14 protein-coding genes are annotated in these 16349 nt (G+C 66.6%); 3 read left to right on the top strand and 11 right to left on the bottom strand.

The window, feature by feature from the left end; genetic code table 11:
- Positions 1-2: 2 nt before the first annotated feature.
- From lpdA to OHQ90_RS19470, 5 genes are all read right to left on the bottom strand, one after another.
- On the bottom strand, positions 3-1451 hold the full coding sequence (gene lpdA / locus OHQ90_RS19490; RefSeq protein WP_328399448.1) for a dihydrolipoyl dehydrogenase: 1449 nt from the start codon (positions 1449-1451) through the stop codon (positions 3-5).
- A 177-nt stretch (positions 1452-1628) separates the two neighbouring features.
- Positions 1629-2804, bottom strand: a complete 1176-nt coding sequence (locus tag OHQ90_RS19485) for a PucR family transcriptional regulator (RefSeq protein ID WP_328399446.1) — start codon at positions 2802-2804, stop codon at positions 1629-1631.
- A gap of 41 nt (positions 2805-2845) precedes the next feature.
- Entirely contained in the window at positions 2846-3472 is a 627-nt protein-coding gene (locus OHQ90_RS19480) for a biliverdin-producing heme oxygenase (RefSeq protein ID WP_328412946.1), read from the bottom strand.
- A gap of 15 nt (positions 3473-3487) precedes the next feature.
- Positions 3488-4630 (bottom strand): polyprenyl synthetase family protein, encoded by a 1143-nt coding sequence (locus tag OHQ90_RS19475; protein WP_328399444.1) that lies wholly within the window; start codon positions 4628-4630, stop codon positions 3488-3490.
- Between the two features lie 174 nt (positions 4631-4804).
- Positions 4805-6112 (bottom strand): cytochrome P450, encoded by a 1308-nt coding sequence (locus OHQ90_RS19470; RefSeq protein WP_328399442.1) that lies wholly within the window; start codon positions 6110-6112, stop codon positions 4805-4807.
- A gap of 215 nt (positions 6113-6327) precedes the next feature.
- Between OHQ90_RS19470 and OHQ90_RS19465 the strand changes: the two genes are divergently transcribed.
- Positions 6328-6549, top strand: coding sequence for a hypothetical protein (locus OHQ90_RS19465; protein WP_328399440.1), 222 nt, complete (start codon positions 6328-6330; stop codon positions 6547-6549).
- 59 nt (positions 6550-6608) lie between these two features.
- Here the strand turns inward: OHQ90_RS19465 and OHQ90_RS19460 are convergent, their stop codons facing one another.
- From OHQ90_RS19460 to OHQ90_RS19440, 5 genes are all read right to left on the bottom strand, one after another.
- The gene (locus OHQ90_RS19460; RefSeq protein ID WP_328399438.1) at positions 6609-6818 is read right to left on the bottom strand and encodes a hypothetical protein; all 210 of its coding nucleotides are present in this window, start codon (positions 6816-6818) and stop codon (positions 6609-6611) included.
- A gap of 141 nt (positions 6819-6959) precedes the next feature.
- On the bottom strand, positions 6960-11351 hold the full coding sequence (locus OHQ90_RS19455; protein ID WP_328399436.1) for a type I polyketide synthase: 4392 nt from the start codon (positions 11349-11351) through the stop codon (positions 6960-6962).
- Complete coding sequence (locus tag OHQ90_RS19450) at positions 11348-11614, bottom strand: acyl carrier protein (RefSeq protein WP_328399434.1); 267 nt, start codon at positions 11612-11614, stop codon at positions 11348-11350. Before OHQ90_RS19450 ends, OHQ90_RS19455 begins: the two co-directional genes overlap by 4 nt.
- Positions 11615-11641: 27 nt before the next feature.
- Positions 11642-13303 carry a fatty acyl-AMP ligase gene (locus OHQ90_RS19445; protein ID WP_328399432.1) on the bottom strand — a complete coding sequence of 554 codons (1662 nt, stop codon included), beginning with the start codon at positions 13301-13303 and terminating at the stop codon, positions 11642-11644.
- A gap of 380 nt (positions 13304-13683) precedes the next feature.
- A complete protein-coding gene (locus OHQ90_RS19440) occupies positions 13684-14355 on the bottom strand; it encodes a hypothetical protein (RefSeq protein WP_328399430.1) in 672 nt (223 codons plus the stop codon).
- A gap of 143 nt (positions 14356-14498) precedes the next feature.
- Here OHQ90_RS19440 and OHQ90_RS19435 point away from each other — a divergent pair, with 143 nt between their 5' ends.
- Entirely contained in the window at positions 14499-14915 is a 417-nt protein-coding gene (locus OHQ90_RS19435; protein WP_328399428.1) for a hypothetical protein, read from the top strand.
- Positions 14916-14966: 51 nt separating this feature from the next.
- On the opposite strand, the gene OHQ90_RS19430 is transcribed toward OHQ90_RS19435, so the two are convergent.
- Positions 14967-15890, bottom strand: a complete 924-nt coding sequence (locus OHQ90_RS19430; RefSeq protein WP_328399426.1) for a DMT family transporter — start codon at positions 15888-15890, stop codon at positions 14967-14969.
- 286 nt (positions 15891-16176) lie between these two features.
- On the opposite strand from OHQ90_RS19430, the gene OHQ90_RS19425 reads away from it, so the two are divergent.
- Positions 16177-16332 carry a hypothetical protein gene (locus OHQ90_RS19425; RefSeq protein WP_328399424.1) on the top strand — a complete coding sequence of 52 codons (156 nt, stop codon included), beginning with the start codon at positions 16177-16179 and terminating at the stop codon, positions 16330-16332.
- The last annotated feature ends 17 nt before the right edge of the window (positions 16333-16349 follow it).

Below are 16349 nucleotides of genomic sequence, written 5' to 3'. Positions count from 1 at the left end.
CCTCAGCGCTGCCGCGGCGCGATGTGCACGGGCAGGCCGAGCGCGGTCAGTGCGGCCTCCATCCCGATCTCGCCGAGGGTGGGGTGGGCGTGGATGGTGTCGGCAAGTTCGTCGAGCGTCGCCTCGAGACTGATCGCGAGAGCGCCCTCGGTGATCAGGTCGCTGGCCGACGGTCCGATGATGTGGACGCCGAGCACTTCCTGATACTGCTTTCCGGCAATGATTTTGACGAAGCCTTCGGTGTCGCCGAAGGTCTTGGCGCGACCCAGCGCCGCGAAGGGGAACCGCGCGGTGACGATCTCGTGTCCGGCCGCGCGCGCCGCGGCCTCCGTCAGGCCGACACTGGCGATCTCGGGGTGGGTGAACGTCGCGGCGGGGATGGCGGTGTAGTCGATGTGGCTGGCGTGTCCGGCAATGACATCGGCCGCGGTGAGGCCCTGGTGCGAGGCGACGTGCGCGAGCAACGCCCGGCCGGTGACGTCGCCGATCGCGTAGACATGCTCGACGCCGGTGCGCAACCGATCGTCCACCGGAATGAATCCTCTTTCGTCGGTGGCGATTCCGGCGCGGTCGAGTCCGAGGTCGGCAGTGTTGGGGCGACGTCCGACACCGACGAGCACGACATCGGCGTCGAGTTCACGCGCGTGCTTGCCTGTCACCGTGACCCGCAGCGCCTCGCCCTGCGCGATCGAGGCGACCGTTGTTCCGGTCAGCACCGAGATGCCGTGCTTCGTGAAGGACCGGCCCAGGGCAGCGCCGATGTCGCTGTCTTCGGCGGGAACCAGGCGGTCCTGCATCTCCACGATGGTGACGTCGCTGCCGAAAGTGGCGAACAGGCTTGCCCATTCGGCGCCGACTGCGCTGCCGCCGACGATCACCAGCCGGTCCGGAACGGTCGTCAGACCGAACGCGCCGTCGGAGGTGATCACCCCGGGCAGGTCGGCTCCTGGCACGGGCAGGCGCGCGGGCACGGATCCGGTCGCGACGATGATGTCGCGTGCGGTGAGCTGCCGGATCGCCGCGGTGGGCGCGGCCGCGTAGCGCGGGCCGTCGGGACCGATCGGGGACGGACCGACCTCGTGCACGTCGACGGTGGTCGGTCCGGTGAAACGAGCGTGTCCCTCGATGACGGTGACACCGTTGGCCGCGAGCAGACCGGCGACCCCGTCGGTGAGCTCCTTGACGATGCCGTCCTTGCGCTGCCGCACGGCAGGAAAGTCGAAACGCACGTTGTCGGCGTACACGCCGTAATCTGCTGCGTCCTTGACTGTTTGGAACACCTCGGCCGATCGCAACATTGCCTTCGTCGGAATGCAGCCCCAGTTCAGGCACACTCCCCCTGGTCGCTCCTTCTCCACCAGGCCCACCGACAGGCCACGCTGGGCCGCACGGATGGCGGCGACATAGCCGCCAGGCCCGCCTCCGATCACCAGCAGGTCGAACTCCGGCACTCGTGGTGCTCCTCAATCTCGAATGATTCGACTACACCGAGGTTGTGGCATAGGTCGTTTCGATCGAGTCTTGCCGGACCGGAATGCACATACAATGCCTTCGAAGCCCAGCAATCGGGCCACGAAATTGGGCGCTGCGCCCAATCCGCCTGCTCCCGGATCGGCGTGTAGGCGGGGTCAGTCTGTACGTCCCGTCAGCTCGAGCGCCGACAATGCGAGCGAAAGCTCGAGATAGGCGCGCTGCCCGTCGACCGGGCGACCGATCAGGCCGGAGACGCGCTGCAGGCGGTTGAGCACGGTGTTGCGGTGGCAGTGCAGACGGATCGATGCATTGGCCGCCGAACAGTTTTCGGCCAGCCAGGCCGTGAGGGTCTGCAGCAGCACGTCGCGTTCTCGCCGCGGCAACTCCAGCACCGGGCCGAGCGTGCGGGCAACCAGCAGTCCGGTCAGATCCGGGGAGTTCACCAGCAGGGCCTCCGGATAGCGCTCCTCGAGCGACACCAGCTCGACCGCACCCTTGGGCAGCGTGTCCATGGCGATTCGAGCCAGCGCGTGGCCGCTGTCCACCTGGGCAAGCCCGGGCACCGCGGGCGACGACGCGGCCCGGCCGCGGACGAGGGGACGCAACGGGTCGAGCACGGCGGCGATGTCCCGCTGTTCCAGCGACACCAGCCCGATCATGCTGTCGACACGGGTGTGCCACACCGAGCGGATGCCCAGTGCCGCCAGGACGGTCTCGGGCCCGACCAGCGCGGGCCGGCCGTCTGCCCTTACATCCGCTGCCAGCACCAGATAAGCGCCGTGCACGGGCAGCTCGAGCTCACGGGCCGCCCGCGCGGCGAACGTGGCATCCTGGGCGCGCCCGGCCAGCAGATCCTCGATCAGCGCATGCCTGCGTCGCTCATCCCTGCGCACCTGCTCGAGCTCGGTGTTCCGATACGACGTGGACAACGCCGAAGACAACCCGTCGATCACCGTCCACATGGCGGTGCCGGCTTCGCGGATCTCGTGTGGCTGCGAGCCGGCGCTTTCGGCGTTGTCCAGCAACGCTTCCCACACGATCCGTCCACCGAGCCGGAAGGTGCGCAGCATCGCTTCCAGCGGCACACCCTGTTCGGCGCGATGCCGGCCGATCGAGGCGGCGACGTCGTCGCGTTCGGGATCGGTCGCAGCACCGCTGAGCAGTTCCAGGATGCGCGTCAGGTAGCGGCGGCAACCGTCACGCAGGTCCGCGCGCGGCACCGAGGTGTAGTCGGTCCATTCCGGGTTGTCGGTGAAGATCGCCGCCAGCAGGCGACGGGTTAGCACCGGAATGTCGGCGATGCATTCCGCGGCGAGCTTCCGTGTGCCCACCGTGGATAAAGCGGATCGAGGCGCTCCCATATCGATCGACGCTACTCACCGGGCATCGATTCTTCGCGATCCGGCCGCGACAGCGCGGCCAGCGTGTCAGCTATCGCCCGGTAGCCCGTGTCCGCCGCCCCCAGCACCGTCTGCTGCACGGGTGCATCGATGACGACGTCGTTCATCCGTGCGGCGAAACCGGCCCAGCGTTGCCGGTCGCCGCTGTTGTAGTAGGCGAGGCCGCGACCGTCCGCCAATCCGAACGTCGCCCGGACATGTGCGGTCAACTCCAATCCGCCCATCGTGGACCCTTCCATCACATACAGGAACCCGAGCGCCGCGGCGGGAGCCGCGGTGATCCGGTCGGAGATCAGCGCCGCGAACTGTGCTGCCACGGTGACGGCCGTGACGTCGTCGGACACAGCATCGAAGAACTCCAAATCCTGTTCCAGCAGCGGCACTTTGGCAAGATCGGAGCGCCACACCGCGGTCACTGTCGGGTCGTCGGAGCCGGCCAGCCCGGTCTCCAGGGCGCCGAGGATGATTCGGTAGGCCCGTAACTGGCCGACATAGCGGCCCAGCGGCAGTGTCCTACTCAGGAGTTCAAGGTTGAAGGGTGTCGCTTCCAGCGCGTTGTGCCAGGCGCGGGTTTCGGCACGTAGCCGTTGCATGATCATGGTTGCCACGTCGCGCTACTCGTTCGAGTACTGGGCACGAACGGCGTCGTGCAACCGCTCCATGACATGACCCTTGCGATCGATCGTCATGTCGAAATACGTTGCGCTGTCGGTCGATCGGCACAGTTGATGAATGCGGCTCTTGGCCTTTTCCTTGAGGTCGACCGCCTGTGCCGCGAGCTCGACCAGCGTCGCACCGAATCCAGGGTGGCCGAGGGTGAAGGTCTTCAACCGCTCGCCGACCATGTCGGCGCCGAGCTCGGAGAGCGCGGGTTCGGCGCCGAGCAGTTCGAGGCACACCCTGTTGGTCAGCCCGTCGAAGTCCTCGTGGGTGTTGGCACCGCCGAACTCGGGCACGAAATCGGTGAGGTCGTTGAAGATCTGGCTTGCCAAGCCCAACTGCCGCATGGCGTCGTCGAGCACGGTCAGCTCCTCCTCCGGCACCCGCAGCGCGGTCGCGGCCGCGTTGAGCGGCATCCGGAACAGCGTCGAGGTCTTCAACGTCGCGACCGACTCCCAGAACTTCACCCGATCGCTCACCTGTGCCGCGACGATCTCGCGCCGGACCTCGGCCAGCCGGGTGGACATGTCTATCGACTGACCGATGAAGCCGTTCTCGACGGCCTGCACGAGGTAGCCGACGACGGCAGGGGTTTGCGTGTGACGCAGCGCCGCGAGCACCATCCAGGCTCCGGTGTTGAGGGCGAGCGGCACTCCGTGGGTGGCATGCAACGCGGGCTCGCCGTAGCGCACCGGACTGCCGTCCTCGATATCGTCGAGGACGACCGCGGCCTTCAAAAGAATTCGAACCGCCACCGCTACCCGGCGGATGACCGCCAGATCGGCGGCCGCCTCGCCGGTACTCGCGAAACCCCGGTAGTTGCGGAAGACCCAGTACACGATCGACGGCCGAAAGCCCGGACCGCCTGCCGGGCGCAGGGCCTCCTGCCCCACCTTCGACCCCAGCGCGTCGGTGATCGGGTCGTGGAATGCCTGCCGCAGCGCGGTGTCCAGTTCCCGTGGCCCGTAGGCAGCGCCTGCCACCTTCGATGCCGAGACCGTCAGTTCGGCGAGAAACACCCGGAGATCGGTCTCCAGTAGTTCCGAGTCGCCGCGCACGAAGGCGCCCACCTGCGTGTCATTGTCGACGGCTGTCATCTCTGGCCTCCTATCGCCCGGACCGGCCCGGAGCCCCGGGGCGGTCCGACTCCGGCCCCTGTCCATCTGTGGAGGCCGTGCACCATGGAGGAGTTTATGGGCGATGCAAACTGGACGGTTTCCCAATTGCGGGGAGTGTTTTGTCCGCTTCGCCCGATCAGCAATACCGCTCGGTCAGCGCGCCACGGTGCGCAATCGCAGCGTTCGCGGCGCGAGCACAAACCTGGGTGCGGCCACGGTTCGCGTGTCGGAGACCGCTTCGAAGCGCCAGCGCGCGGCGAGAGTGGCCAGGGCAAGAGTTGTTTCGGCCATGGCGAAGCTCTCGCCGATGCACTTGCGGGCACCGACGCCGAACGGGACGAGCGCGCCGCGGGCCAGCCGCTCGTCGTGCCGGTCGGGGTCGAAACGCCCCGGCTCGGAGTGCAGGTCGCCGCGGTGATGGATGAGGTAGGGGCTGCAGACGACCGTGGCGCCCGCCGGAATCCGGTGTCCGCCCAGCTCGGTGGCCGCCGTGGTGACACGGGTGAGAAACCACAGGGGCGGGTACAGCCGCAGGGTCTCCATGACGACCCGGCCGGTGAGCTCGAGTGCGGGCAGATCGGCCAGGGTGGCGGTGCGGCCCGACAGCACCGCATCGGCCTCCTGGTGCACGCGGTCCGCGACGTCCGGATGATCCGTCAACAGGTGCAATGCCCAGGCCAACGCGACCGCGGTGGTGTCGACCGAGGCTGCGAAGAACGTCACCACCTGGTCGGCCAGCTCCGCCTCCGACAGCCCGGCACCGTGCTCGTCGCGCGCTGCCATGAGGACCGACAGGATGGCGCCGCGGTCGGCGACCCGATCATCGGCGACGATCTCCTCGCCGAGGCCGCGCAGACGCGTTACGGCCTGGTCGTAGCGGCGTTTGCCCGGCGTGGGAATCCGGTCCAGCAGTGGCGGGAGCAGAACACGCCGATACACCCCCGACATGAAGGTGTCGAGATCGCTGGTCACCTGGGCGAGGCGGTCCGCCGGTATTTCGGTGGCGAACATTGTCGCGCAGCTGATCCGCGTGGTGATCGCATACATGGCCGCGAGCGCATCGATGATTCCGCCGTCTTGCCAAGTCTCGGTCACCGCCGTGACCTGTTCGGCCATCACCGCCGCGTAGCCGGGTAGCAGGTCTCGCCCGAAGGCGGGCTGCACCAGCCGCCGCTGGCGGCGATGGTCGGCATGACTGCACGTGACCAAGCCATTGCCGGCGATCTCCCTGGCACGCTCGGCGAGCACGCCGCCTTTGTCATAGATCCGGTCGTCGACAAGGACCTGCTTGGTCAACTCGGGGTCGCAGACCACGAACGCCTGCCACCGCCCCATCCCGATCGTGACGATATCGCCGTATGCGGGCAGTTCGGACAGCGCTCGCAGTGGATCGGTCACCAGGCGGATGGCGCTGCCGAACAGCCGAAATCGCGCCGGCGCGGACGTGGTCGTGGTGGTCACCGGACCGACAGTAGACGGGCGCCGGCAACTACGCAGCGTCGAGAACTCGGTTCGGACAGCGGCGTGGACCACCCCTTCGACGAGCACCGGCATCGCATAGGTGCCATTGACTACGGACGAGCCCGAGGCAATCATGAACCATGGGAAACGACCAGGTGTACAGCAGTAGAACTATCGAACACCTTGCGGCGCAGGCTGATTGATACGGATAGCAGATGCTCGACGAGTCCGACATAGAACAGGCCCGCGTGTTCTATGACCTGCTCACCCATGAGGCCGCAACCCTGACCAGCACGATCGAAACATTGACGACCCGTCGCGGAGTCCTCCGATCGACCGCCGAGGCGCAGCTGTTCGGTAGAGAGTTGGACGAGGTTCGCAGGTGCTTGGACCAACTGCGAGCCAGATTCCCGGAGGTCGGCGACCGGACCGACTGACCGCAGGGGCACCGAGCCGGGCTACCCGACCGGTTCGGTGTTACCACTGCACCACGTGATCAGTATCGATCGTCCCGCTGCGGCCAATGGCCGCCCTGACGCTGCGCAACTCGCCCGCGCGGACGGCGGCGTTCATCGGGCTCCTCGTCCCAATCATCTTGTTCGCGGCGACTTTTCGGATCCCAGTTCATTGCCGCAGCCACCACGACCAGCAGCACAGCGACCAGCAACACAACGAGAACGACTACGAAGAGTCCCCCGTCCAACACAGATTCCCGCTTCCCTCGATTCGACAATGCCCACCCGGCACCGTTGCGCGGATGGCTTACTCGCACAGATCTTTTCACGGCCGTCGGCACGGTCCTCACCTGCGCTGAGAAAAGTGCTCGGTACGCGGCAGCGGGCGTCGTCTATTGCTGCGCGAGCACGCCGAGTTCCTCGGTGAGGATCTCGACGGTGTCGCGAATCTGGTCCTCGGTATGGCAGGCCGTGACGAAGAACCGAAGGCGCGCAAGGTCTTCCGGAACGGCTGGATAGATGATCGGGTTGACGTTGATGCCGCGGGTCAGCAAAGCATTGGACAGTCTCATCGTCTTCAGCGAGTCACCGACGATGCACGGGATGACCGGGGTGTCGTTGCTGTCACCGGTGTTGATGCGGGCGTCACGGGCCAGCCGCAGGAAAAGTCGCGAGTTGTGCCGCAGGCGTTCGAGTGGCTCGCGGTCGGCCCGCAGTTGTCGCATCGCTGCCAGCGAGGCGGCCGCGTTCATCGGTGTCATGCCGACGCTGTAGACGAATCCGGGCGTCGTGTATTTCAGGTAGCGGATCAGCTCCGCGCTGCCCGCCACGTAGCCACCACATCCGGCGAGCGCCTTAGACATGGTGCCGGACCACAATTCGACGTCGCGCCGATCGACATCGAAGTATTCGCCGATCCCGCCGCCGTGCGCGCCGAGCACGCCGATGCTGTGCGCCTCGTCGATCATCAACAGCGCCTTGTGCTTTTTCTTGAGATCGATGATCGCGGGCAGATCGGGGATGTCGCCGTCCTGGCTGTAGACGCCCTCGATGAGGATGAGGACGCGGCGGTACTGGTGGCGAATGTCGTTCAGCAGAGCATCAAGTGCGGCGTGGTCGTTGTGCGGGAACGGCCGCCGGGTCGCGCCCGAGAGTTTGCACCCCTGCAGGATGCTGTCGTGCGCGAGGCTGTCGTGGATCACGAGGTCTTCCGGCCCGACGATATGGCCGATGATCGTGACGTTCGTAGAGTGGCCGCCGACGAGTGCGATCGCATCCTCGGTGCCGAGCAGCGCGGCGAGTTCGGCCTCCAGCTCGCGGTGCACCGGCTTCTCACCGGAGAGTACGCGGCTGGCCGAGACCGAGCTGCCGTAGCGGGCGACCGCGTCCTGAACTGCCTCGACGACCGCAGGGTGACCGGACATGCCCAGATAGTTGTAGCTGGAGAAGTTGACCACCTGCGCGCCGCCGATGATCGAGGTGTCCCGGGTGACTCCATCGTTGATCAGGAAGTACGGGTTGGACAGGCCGAGCGCCTCGCCGCCGGCAAGCCGATCGGCGATGGCCTTCACCTCGGCGAACTCGGAGATCAGGTACTCCGGCGCAACGGCGGTGGGCCGGGATTCCGGTGCGACACCGGGACCGTCTGCGGCGGCGATAGTCGCCGCCGGTACTGCGGCATGGACAGCAGGCGGTGTGACATCAGGGGCAGACGGACCGGCGAACTGACCCGTGGCGTAGGTAATGACGTCACCCATGGTCGTCGCCGCCGTGAACCAGCTCGGGTCGATGGTGAGTCCAGGAAGTTTGCGGACGAGTCCGGCGAACAGATCGGTCAGCATGAGGGAGTCGAATCCGAGTCCGTCACTGAGGGTTTGGGTTTCGCGAAGCCGGTCGGCAGGGAATCCGCTGACCCTGGCCAGTTCTGCACGCACGATAGCGGCGACGGCGTCCGGGGTGTTGGCGGTGGGCGCGGTATTGGACCGTTCGGCAACAGCCTGCGGCGCGCGCGCTTCGGTTGGTGCCGCAACCATGCTCGCCAATACGGCGTTCTGCTCACGGAAGAGTGCGACCAGTTGGTCCATCGTAGTGTCCTCGCGATGTGCGAAAGCTATTGGAAGAGTGTGTAGTTCGGCATGCAGCGCGGTCGATGATCCGGGCGGGTCCGCGACCGCCGAGCTGAAGGCGGGCGGCTCGACCCAGAACCGATGCTCGGTCGCGAATTCATACACCGGCAGGCGATAGCGGACACGCTGTGCCGGTTCGTACAGTTCGTCCCAGGCGGGGTCCGCACCATCGCGATACAGCGCGGCGACGACCTCGGCGAGTTCGCTGCCGGTCGCGCCGGGACCCGGACTCGGCGCCAGGCAGCGCGCAATCAGGTCGGGCCGGATACGACCGACGAGGGGAACCAGGACTCGACGCGGACCGATCTCGACGACATGCGTGGGCTCGGTGCCAAGTGCGGCTTCGATTGCGGCGCCGAAAAGCACAGTGGCACGGACGTGTTCGGTCCAGTACGCGGCGTCCATCGCCTCGTCTGCAGCAAGTAGGCAGCCGCGCACGGTCGAGTAAACCGGGAGCCCAGGTGCACGGAAGGTGCAGGCGCGCGCGATGGCTTCGAATTCGGCCAGCATCGGATCCATCAGCGGGCTGTGGAACGCGTGGGACACCGTGAGCGTCTTCGTGGTCACAGCCCGCGCGTCCAGCGCTGCCCCGATGCGCGTGATCGCCTCCGCGGCACCGGAAATCACTACCTCATCTCGTCCGTTGACAGCGGCGAGCGTGACCATCTGTTCGTCGGCGAGCACATCCGCAATCTGCGCCTCGGCAGTTCGCGCGGCGAGCATCATCCCGCCCGGCGGCAACTGTTGCATCAGTCGGCCACGCGCGACGACAAGGCGGCACGCGTCCTCGAGGTCGAACACCCCCGCCACTGCCGCGGCCGCGAATTCGCCGATGCTGTGACCGATCACCCACGCGGGCTGGACCCCCGCATCGGCGAGCGACTTGGCCAGCGCGTATTCCATCGCGAAGATCGCGGGCTGCGCGAGTTCGGTGCGGTCGATGTCGGCGCTCTCGTCGAGCAGCAAATCCCGCACCGAGCGGCCGAGGTGGGCGGTCATGGCGTCATCGACCAGTGCCAGGGCACGCCGGAACGAGGGGCTCGCCGCGTGCAGCGCCCCCGCCATTCCGGCGAATTGCGATCCTTGTCCGGTGAACATCCAGCCGACCGCGAGCGGTTGCGCGACACCGGATTCCGCACCTGACCACAGGCGGGCAATCGCCTCGTCGCGGTCGTTCGCGACGATCGCGAGCCGGCTGCGACCCGACGACTTGACCTGATTGCTCGTCCAGCACAGCTGCGCGAACCGATCCTCCGGCACCGACCCCAACGTTTGGGCCAGCCGAAGTGCGTTGCGCCGCAGCCCTTCCTCGTTGTCCGACGACAGCGTCAGCACCGCACGCCCCGAAGCCGCTGCTGTCCGTTCGGGCACGCCGTCCTCCCGCGCCGCGGTCGTGGGCGCACTCGCCAGCACCATGTGCGCGTTCGTGCCGCCGATGCCGAAACTACTGACGCCGCCGTGCGCAGGCCCATCCAGCGACATCGGTTCGGCGAGCAGGCGCAGACCGTGCTCCGCCATCCGCAGCCGCGGGTTCTCCTGGTCGGCAAACCGCGACGGCGGAACGACACCGTGATGCAGGCTGAGCGCGACCTTGATGAGGCCCGCGACCCCGGCAGCACCCTCGGTGTGGCCGAGATTGCCTTTGATGGAACCGATTCCGCAGGGTCGCGGGCGATCGTTCGCGTGCAGCTTGCCGAGCGCCTTGACCTCGATCATGTCGCCGAGCACCGTTCCGGTGCCGTGCGCCTCGATGAAGTCAACGTCCTCGGACCTGACACCGGCCCGCTGATACGCCTCGCCGATCACCTGCTGCTGCGCCCACCGGTTCGGGGCGGTGATGCCGTTGCTTCGCCCGTCGGAGTTGACCGCGCTGCCTTTGATCACCGCATAGATCGGCAGGCCTGCGGCCTGCGCGTCGGAGAGGCGACGCAGCACCAGCACCGCGACACCCTCGCCGCGCACGATCCCGTCGGCGTTGCCGCTGAACGGTTTACACCGGGCATCCGGAGCGGAGAGACCGGCTTGGGTGTAGAACACTCCGACGGCCGGGGTCAACACGAGGTTCACCCCGCCCGCGACCGCCTGGTCGCATTCACCGGAAGCCAAAGCGGCGCAGGCGAGATGGACCGCGACCAGGGAGGACGAGCAGGCCGTGTCGACCGCGATGCTCGGACCCTTCAGATCGAACTGGTAGGACAACCGGTTGGCGGTCATGAAGTATCCGTTGCCCGACCCGTGCTGCGGCGTGATCGCGCGGTAGTCGCTCATCTGCAGGTTGGCCCATTCATTGGCCATGACGCCCACGAAAACCCCTGTTCGAGAACCGGACTGGGCGCGCGGATCGAGTGTGGCATCCTCGAATGCGCGCCAGGTGGCTTGCAGCAGCAATCGCTGCTGCGGATCCATCGCCTCCGCCTCACGCGGCGTGATGCCGAAGAAATCATGGTCGAACGCGTCCGCGTCGTCGATGAATCCGCCGCTACGGGTGTTGATCGTGCCCGGCGCTCCGGCCGGGTCGTGGAAGTCCTCGGCGTTCCAGCGACTTGCCGGAACCTCCGAAATCACCTCACGCCCTTCGATCAGCAACTGCCACAATGCCGCTGGATCGGCTGCTTGCGGGAACCGGCAGTCGAGACCGACGATGGCGATATCGTTCATGCGGCGACGCTGAACTCGGCGGCGATATACCCGGCGATATCGGCGATGGTGGGGTAATCGAAGACCAGGGTCGGGTCGACGTCCAATGACCACCGGTCCTCGATCTCGCCACACAGGGTCACGGTCGATACGGAGTCCATGCCGAGCTCGGCTAGCGGAACCGCCGGGTCCACCTGGTGCGGTGCGCGTTCGGTGTAGTCGGCAATGCGCTCCACGAGCCAACCCTGGATTGTCGACGGGTGGGTGACGGTCGTGCTGAACATATTTCGGCTCCTCGGCGGGCAGGTCGATCAGACGGTCAGTGCTCGGCTCAGTGCCGGTTCGAGATCTTCGTGCAGGACGCCTCCGATGCGGTCCTCCAGATACGCGGCGCGCATCGAGCTGCGCTGGACCTTGCCGCTGGTGGTGTGGTGCACCGATCGGGTTTCTACGAGAACGACATTCGGCGCCGGGACGTCGAACCCGCGAGCGACCGCGATTTTGATCGCCGCGGTCAGCTCGGCGAGTGTGGTGTCGCCCAGCAGTCCCTTCTTCACGCCCTGCATCACGACCAGTCGTTCCCGCCCGCCCGCATCGACGGATACGGCGACCCCTGCGGTGAGGGCCGGGTGTAGCTCGCTCACCAGTTCCTCGATGTCCTGGGGATACAGGTTGCGGCCGTTGACGATCAGCAGATCCTTCAGGCGGCCCGCGACGAACAACTCGCCATCACGCAGCAGACCGAGATCACCGGTGCGCAGGAACGGCCCCTCGCTGCCGATGTGGGCATCGAAGGTCTCGCGGGTCTCCTCCGGACGGTTCCAGTACCCGGCGGTGACGCTCTCGCCGCGAATCCAGATCTCGCCGACGTGGCCGCCCGGCGTCTGCTGATGGGTATTCGGGTCGACGATGCGGATGTCGAGACCGCGAGCCGCGCTCCCGCAGCCGACGAGCCGGCCGTCATTTCCGTGGTCCATGACGACGGGCGCCGCGTTGATCGGTCCGGCGCTGGCGAGCAGCGTCACCTCGGCCAGACCGTAGGCAGGCAGGAATGCCGTCGACCGCAAGCCCACGGGCCCGAACCGCTCGAGCACCGCCGCCATGGTTCGTTCGCGAACCGGCTCGGCCCCGCACAGGGCAACCTCGAGCGTGGACAGATCGAGATCGGCCAGCTGCTCGTCGGTAACTCTTCGGGCGATGAGTTCGTAGGCGAAATTCGGTGCGGCGGTGAAGGTGGCGCGGTACTTGTCGATGGCCTGTAACCAACGCGCCGGGCGCTTGAGGAAGGTTGTCGGCGACATGAACACCAGGTTCGCTCCGGCATACATCGTGCCGAGCAGCGAGCCGATCAGTCCCATGTCATGGAACTGCGGGATCCAGCTGACGCCGGTCGCGGCATCGTTGAACCCGATCGCGGTGATCGCGGCCTCGTTGTGCATGAGGTTGCCGTGGGTGACGACGACGCCCTTCGGGGTGCCCGTCGAACCCGATGTGTACTGCAGGAACGCGATGGTTCCCGAGTCGATATCGGGCATCCGCCACACCTCTGGATCGCCGAGCGGTTCGTTGGTTGCCACGACGATCGCGGTCGTTTCGGCCGCGACCATCGGCTGGAAGTTGGTGGTCGTCAGGACCAAGCGCGCACCGGAATCCGCGATCACGCCCGCCACTCGTTGGGTACTGCGCTCGTCGTGCGGCACGGGCGCGGGCACCGCAACCACACCGGCATACAGGCAGCCGAGGAAGGCTCGCAGGAACTCCATTCCGTCGAGATAGAGCAGCACGACAGGCTCCGCCGATTCCGGACGGTCGGCCAGCCAGGCGGCCACAGCCCTGGCGTCGCGATCGAGTTCGCGATAGGTGACGATCTCCTCGGTGAGTTCGCGTCCGGCCTCACGAAGATAGGTGTACGACCTGGTCTCCCCGTATTTCAAAACTTGCTGCCTGACGTGGTGAACGTAACTCGGCTGCATTCCGTAGTTCCTTCGTAATGGAGATCGTCATAGGGGATGACTATTACTATCCGCTCTCCACGCCCCTGGAGATAGGGACCACAGGTATCGCCCAGCTAACCCCCGGGGTGAGCATCAAACCCACCCTGAGTGGGGAGACCGACACAAGATTCCATGCACCGATACGAAGTCCGCGATCGGCAGAGCCCGCTTCGAGCACACCTCGGGTAAATCAGAGGTTCCGATCGACGGATGTCGACCCCTCGCTGTCATGTCTTGGGATAATCGGCTGATGAGCCGTGAGGTCGACGACCCCGGGCACGGCTGCGCATCGTATGCGGCCGGGACCTGGCTCGACGCCTTGGCCAGCCGCGAGTAACGGCCCCGCGCGGCCCGTCGACTCAGAGAATGCGATAGCGGCTCGTCGGGACCACGTCGATGTTCTTGTCCGCGCCGAACTTGGCGACGCTCGTCATCAATCGATCGAATCGCCGGGCCAGCTCCGCGTTGTCACCACCGCTGCCGTAGAACGCGTGTGGGTCGGTCAGGGCCTCGATCGGGAACAGCTCCTCGATCACGGCGGCGACCTCTGGTGCTCCGTCCGTCGCAGCACCGATCACCCGGTTCTGCACATAGCCGAATGTCGCTTGGGTCGCGATAGCGATCTCGGTGTGCTGGTTGCGCCAGTAGTCCAGCCACTCGTCGTAGGGCTGATCGGCGGGACGCCGCAGGAAGGCGATGTTCGACAGCCCCGCCGCGCGCTCCCCGATCGGAACGGCGGGCAGCTCGATCGGCGACACCGCCTCGACCCGCCACCCGACGACCCGATCGGCGACCGCTGCGAGCACTTCGGCCACGGCCCCGACGCCCTGCTCGTCACGCAACCAGACGCTGACCACCGCCTGCACCGGCGCATCGAACGCCGTGAGTCGCACCATGGCCTGCGCGACCGCGCTGTCGGAAATGTTCACCTGAGCCGTCTCGACTCCCGCGGCCCCGAGACGCTCGGCCAGTTCGGCAGCCAGCAGATCCTCGGCACCCCACAGCGCGAAAACGAGCTTCACCTGCGTCATGCCGTCACCACTTTCTAGAACACGTTCCATTTGCTCTGCGCAGCGTAACAGCAGACCCCGGACGCAGTCCGCGAATAGCCAGCGTGCGAACGAGTGGTTCCGCTCGCGAACCCGCACGTCGAGTTGGCGATACCATCACCGTCGTGATCCAACTCCGCGCATTCCGCCAGGCGTGTTACGACGCGGCCCGCCGCACAGGCGGAAAAGTGATCGAGTTCCGTTCACCCGATGATGTGACGCCGAACTTCCACCAGGGAATCGTTGCCTACGGCGACTACCGGGTCGCGGTGGTCTGGCGACGCGATTCAGCGGTTCTCGCGATCGCCGAACCGCGAGTGATCGATCATGCCGACGGCGCGAACGAGTCCGGCCCACTGACATTCGTCGATGCCCGCGAACTGGTAGCCGCCCTTGCCGAGCAGTCGGGATTCGAGGCGCATACCGCAGCCGACCTCAATGGTCCGTTCGACGCCGCAGCCCAGCCCGAGATCGACCCAGCCGATATCGAGTACTGGAAGCCTGCGACTCGCGGCGAAGCGCTCTTCAACTACTGGGACTAGATGGACCCGTGCACAGCGGCCGGTGGCCGAGCTCGGCATGCCACGGCGCGATTACGCCGGAGTCGATACCTGTTCCGGCGCGGCATCTTTCGGGCGTCGAGGGCGGGCACGAGTGATCGCCACACCGGACAGGCACAGCAGACCGCCGACGATGGCAAGGGGGGCCGGGACTTCGTCGAGCGCGATCCACGCCATCAGCACGACGAGTGCCGGGACCGCGTAGGTCGTCACGCCCATCTTGCCCGCTGTCGTGCGGGCGAGGGCGTAGGCCCACGTCGTGAACGCCAAAGCTGTTGGGAACACACCCAGATACACCAGGCTCAACGTCGAGGACACCGGAGCATCCACGGCCTCGCGGACCAGCTGACCTGTGAACGGTAGACAGGCGATGGCGCCGATCACGCATCCGCCGGTGGTCACCTGCAGCGCCGACGCATGGGCGAGCGCGGGTTTCTGCGCGACCACCGATATCGCCCAGGTCGCCGCAGCCGTCAGGCACAGGATCACCCCGAGCACCGCGCTGCGGCCGCCACCAGAGTTCGACAGCCCGACCACGATCGCGCCGGCGAACGCCACCGCGATCCCCACCATCAGCCGCGTGGGGAACCCCTCACCCAGCACCAATCCACTCAGCACGGCAATCAGCACAGGCCCGATGTTGATCACCATCGCCGCGGTGCCCGCATCGACATACTGCTCACCCCAGTTCAGGGCGACCATATACACCCCGAACCAGAGCACACCGGAGATCAAGATGCCCCGCCACGCAGCTCGGGCAGGCAACCCCTCCCCCGTGACGATCAGGATCGCCACCAAGGCGATGGCTCCGGTCAACAGTCGGCCCAGCGCCAGCGCTCCCGGTGAGAAGTCTTCTCCCGCAGCACGAATGAACACGAATGCCGAAGCCCACAACACCACCGTGACAACGGCCGCGACGACCGCCTTCCGATCGTCGGACCGAACGCCTTGCTCCATTCTCCGAACGTAGAGCACCCCGACGGGAAAGCACACAGTTTTCCGATACCGCCCCCGCCGCAGCCTTCAGCCGCTCGACAGCCCCACGCCAGGCCGTTCGCGTCGAATCGGCAGGTAGCTGCGGCAGTGTACCGTTGAGGAAGCCGGAGGCACTTCGTTCACGGACACAGACACCGCGACGTCTCCGCGCAACAGTCGGCCCGCCCACGGCCGAGGCAGGAGCGGCCGGACATGACGCTGCACCGCTTTCGGCTGGCGTGCGACGCAGGCCACATCCGGGTGTGTGATGCGCCGAACGAGTGAAAAGAACTACCTGGAGCTCATGCGCGACCTCGCGGCGCTGCGCAGATCACGCGCCGGCGGCATCCTTCACCAGGAACTCGAGCGCGAAATCAGCGAACACGAAGAGGAAGTCCACAGGCGCGACCACCACGGCAGGTAGCCGACCGAAGGCGCCGG

Source organism: Nocardia sp. NBC_00403, assembly GCF_036046055.1.
Lineage (GTDB): Bacteria > Actinomycetota > Actinomycetes > Mycobacteriales > Mycobacteriaceae > Nocardia.
Note: the sequence above shows the minus strand (reverse complement) of the source record. Positions and strands in the feature narration are given on the sequence as shown.

Excerpts from the sequence above, each read along its gene's own strand:
- OHQ90_RS19450 (WP_328399434.1), bottom strand. The coding sequence starts at position 11,614 with ATGTTCAGCACGACCGTCACCCACCCGTCGACAATCCAGGGTTGGCTC.
- OHQ90_RS19480 (WP_328412946.1), bottom strand. The coding sequence starts at position 3,472 with ATGATCATGCAACGGCTACGTGCCGAAACCCGCGCCTGGCACAACGCG.
- OHQ90_RS19475 (WP_328399444.1), bottom strand. The coding sequence starts at position 4,630 with ATGACAGCCGTCGACAATGACACGCAGGTGGGCGCCTTCGTGCGCGGC.
- OHQ90_RS19465 (WP_328399440.1), top strand. The coding sequence starts at position 6,328 with ATGCTCGACGAGTCCGACATAGAACAGGCCCGCGTGTTCTATGACCTG.
- OHQ90_RS19425 (WP_328399424.1), top strand. The coding sequence starts at position 16,177 with ATGCGCCGAACGAGTGAAAAGAACTACCTGGAGCTCATGCGCGACCTC.
- OHQ90_RS19440 (WP_328399430.1), bottom strand. The coding sequence starts at position 14,355 with ATGACGCAGGTGAAGCTCGTTTTCGCGCTGTGGGGTGCCGAGGATCTG.
- OHQ90_RS19445 (WP_328399432.1), bottom strand. The coding sequence starts at position 13,303 with ATGCAGCCGAGTTACGTTCACCACGTCAGGCAGCAAGTTTTGAAATAC.
- OHQ90_RS19430 (WP_328399426.1), bottom strand. The coding sequence starts at position 15,890 with ATGGAGCAAGGCGTTCGGTCCGACGATCGGAAGGCGGTCGTCGCGGCC.
- OHQ90_RS19455 (WP_328399436.1), bottom strand. The coding sequence starts at position 11,351 with ATGAACGATATCGCCATCGTCGGTCTCGACTGCCGGTTCCCGCAAGCA.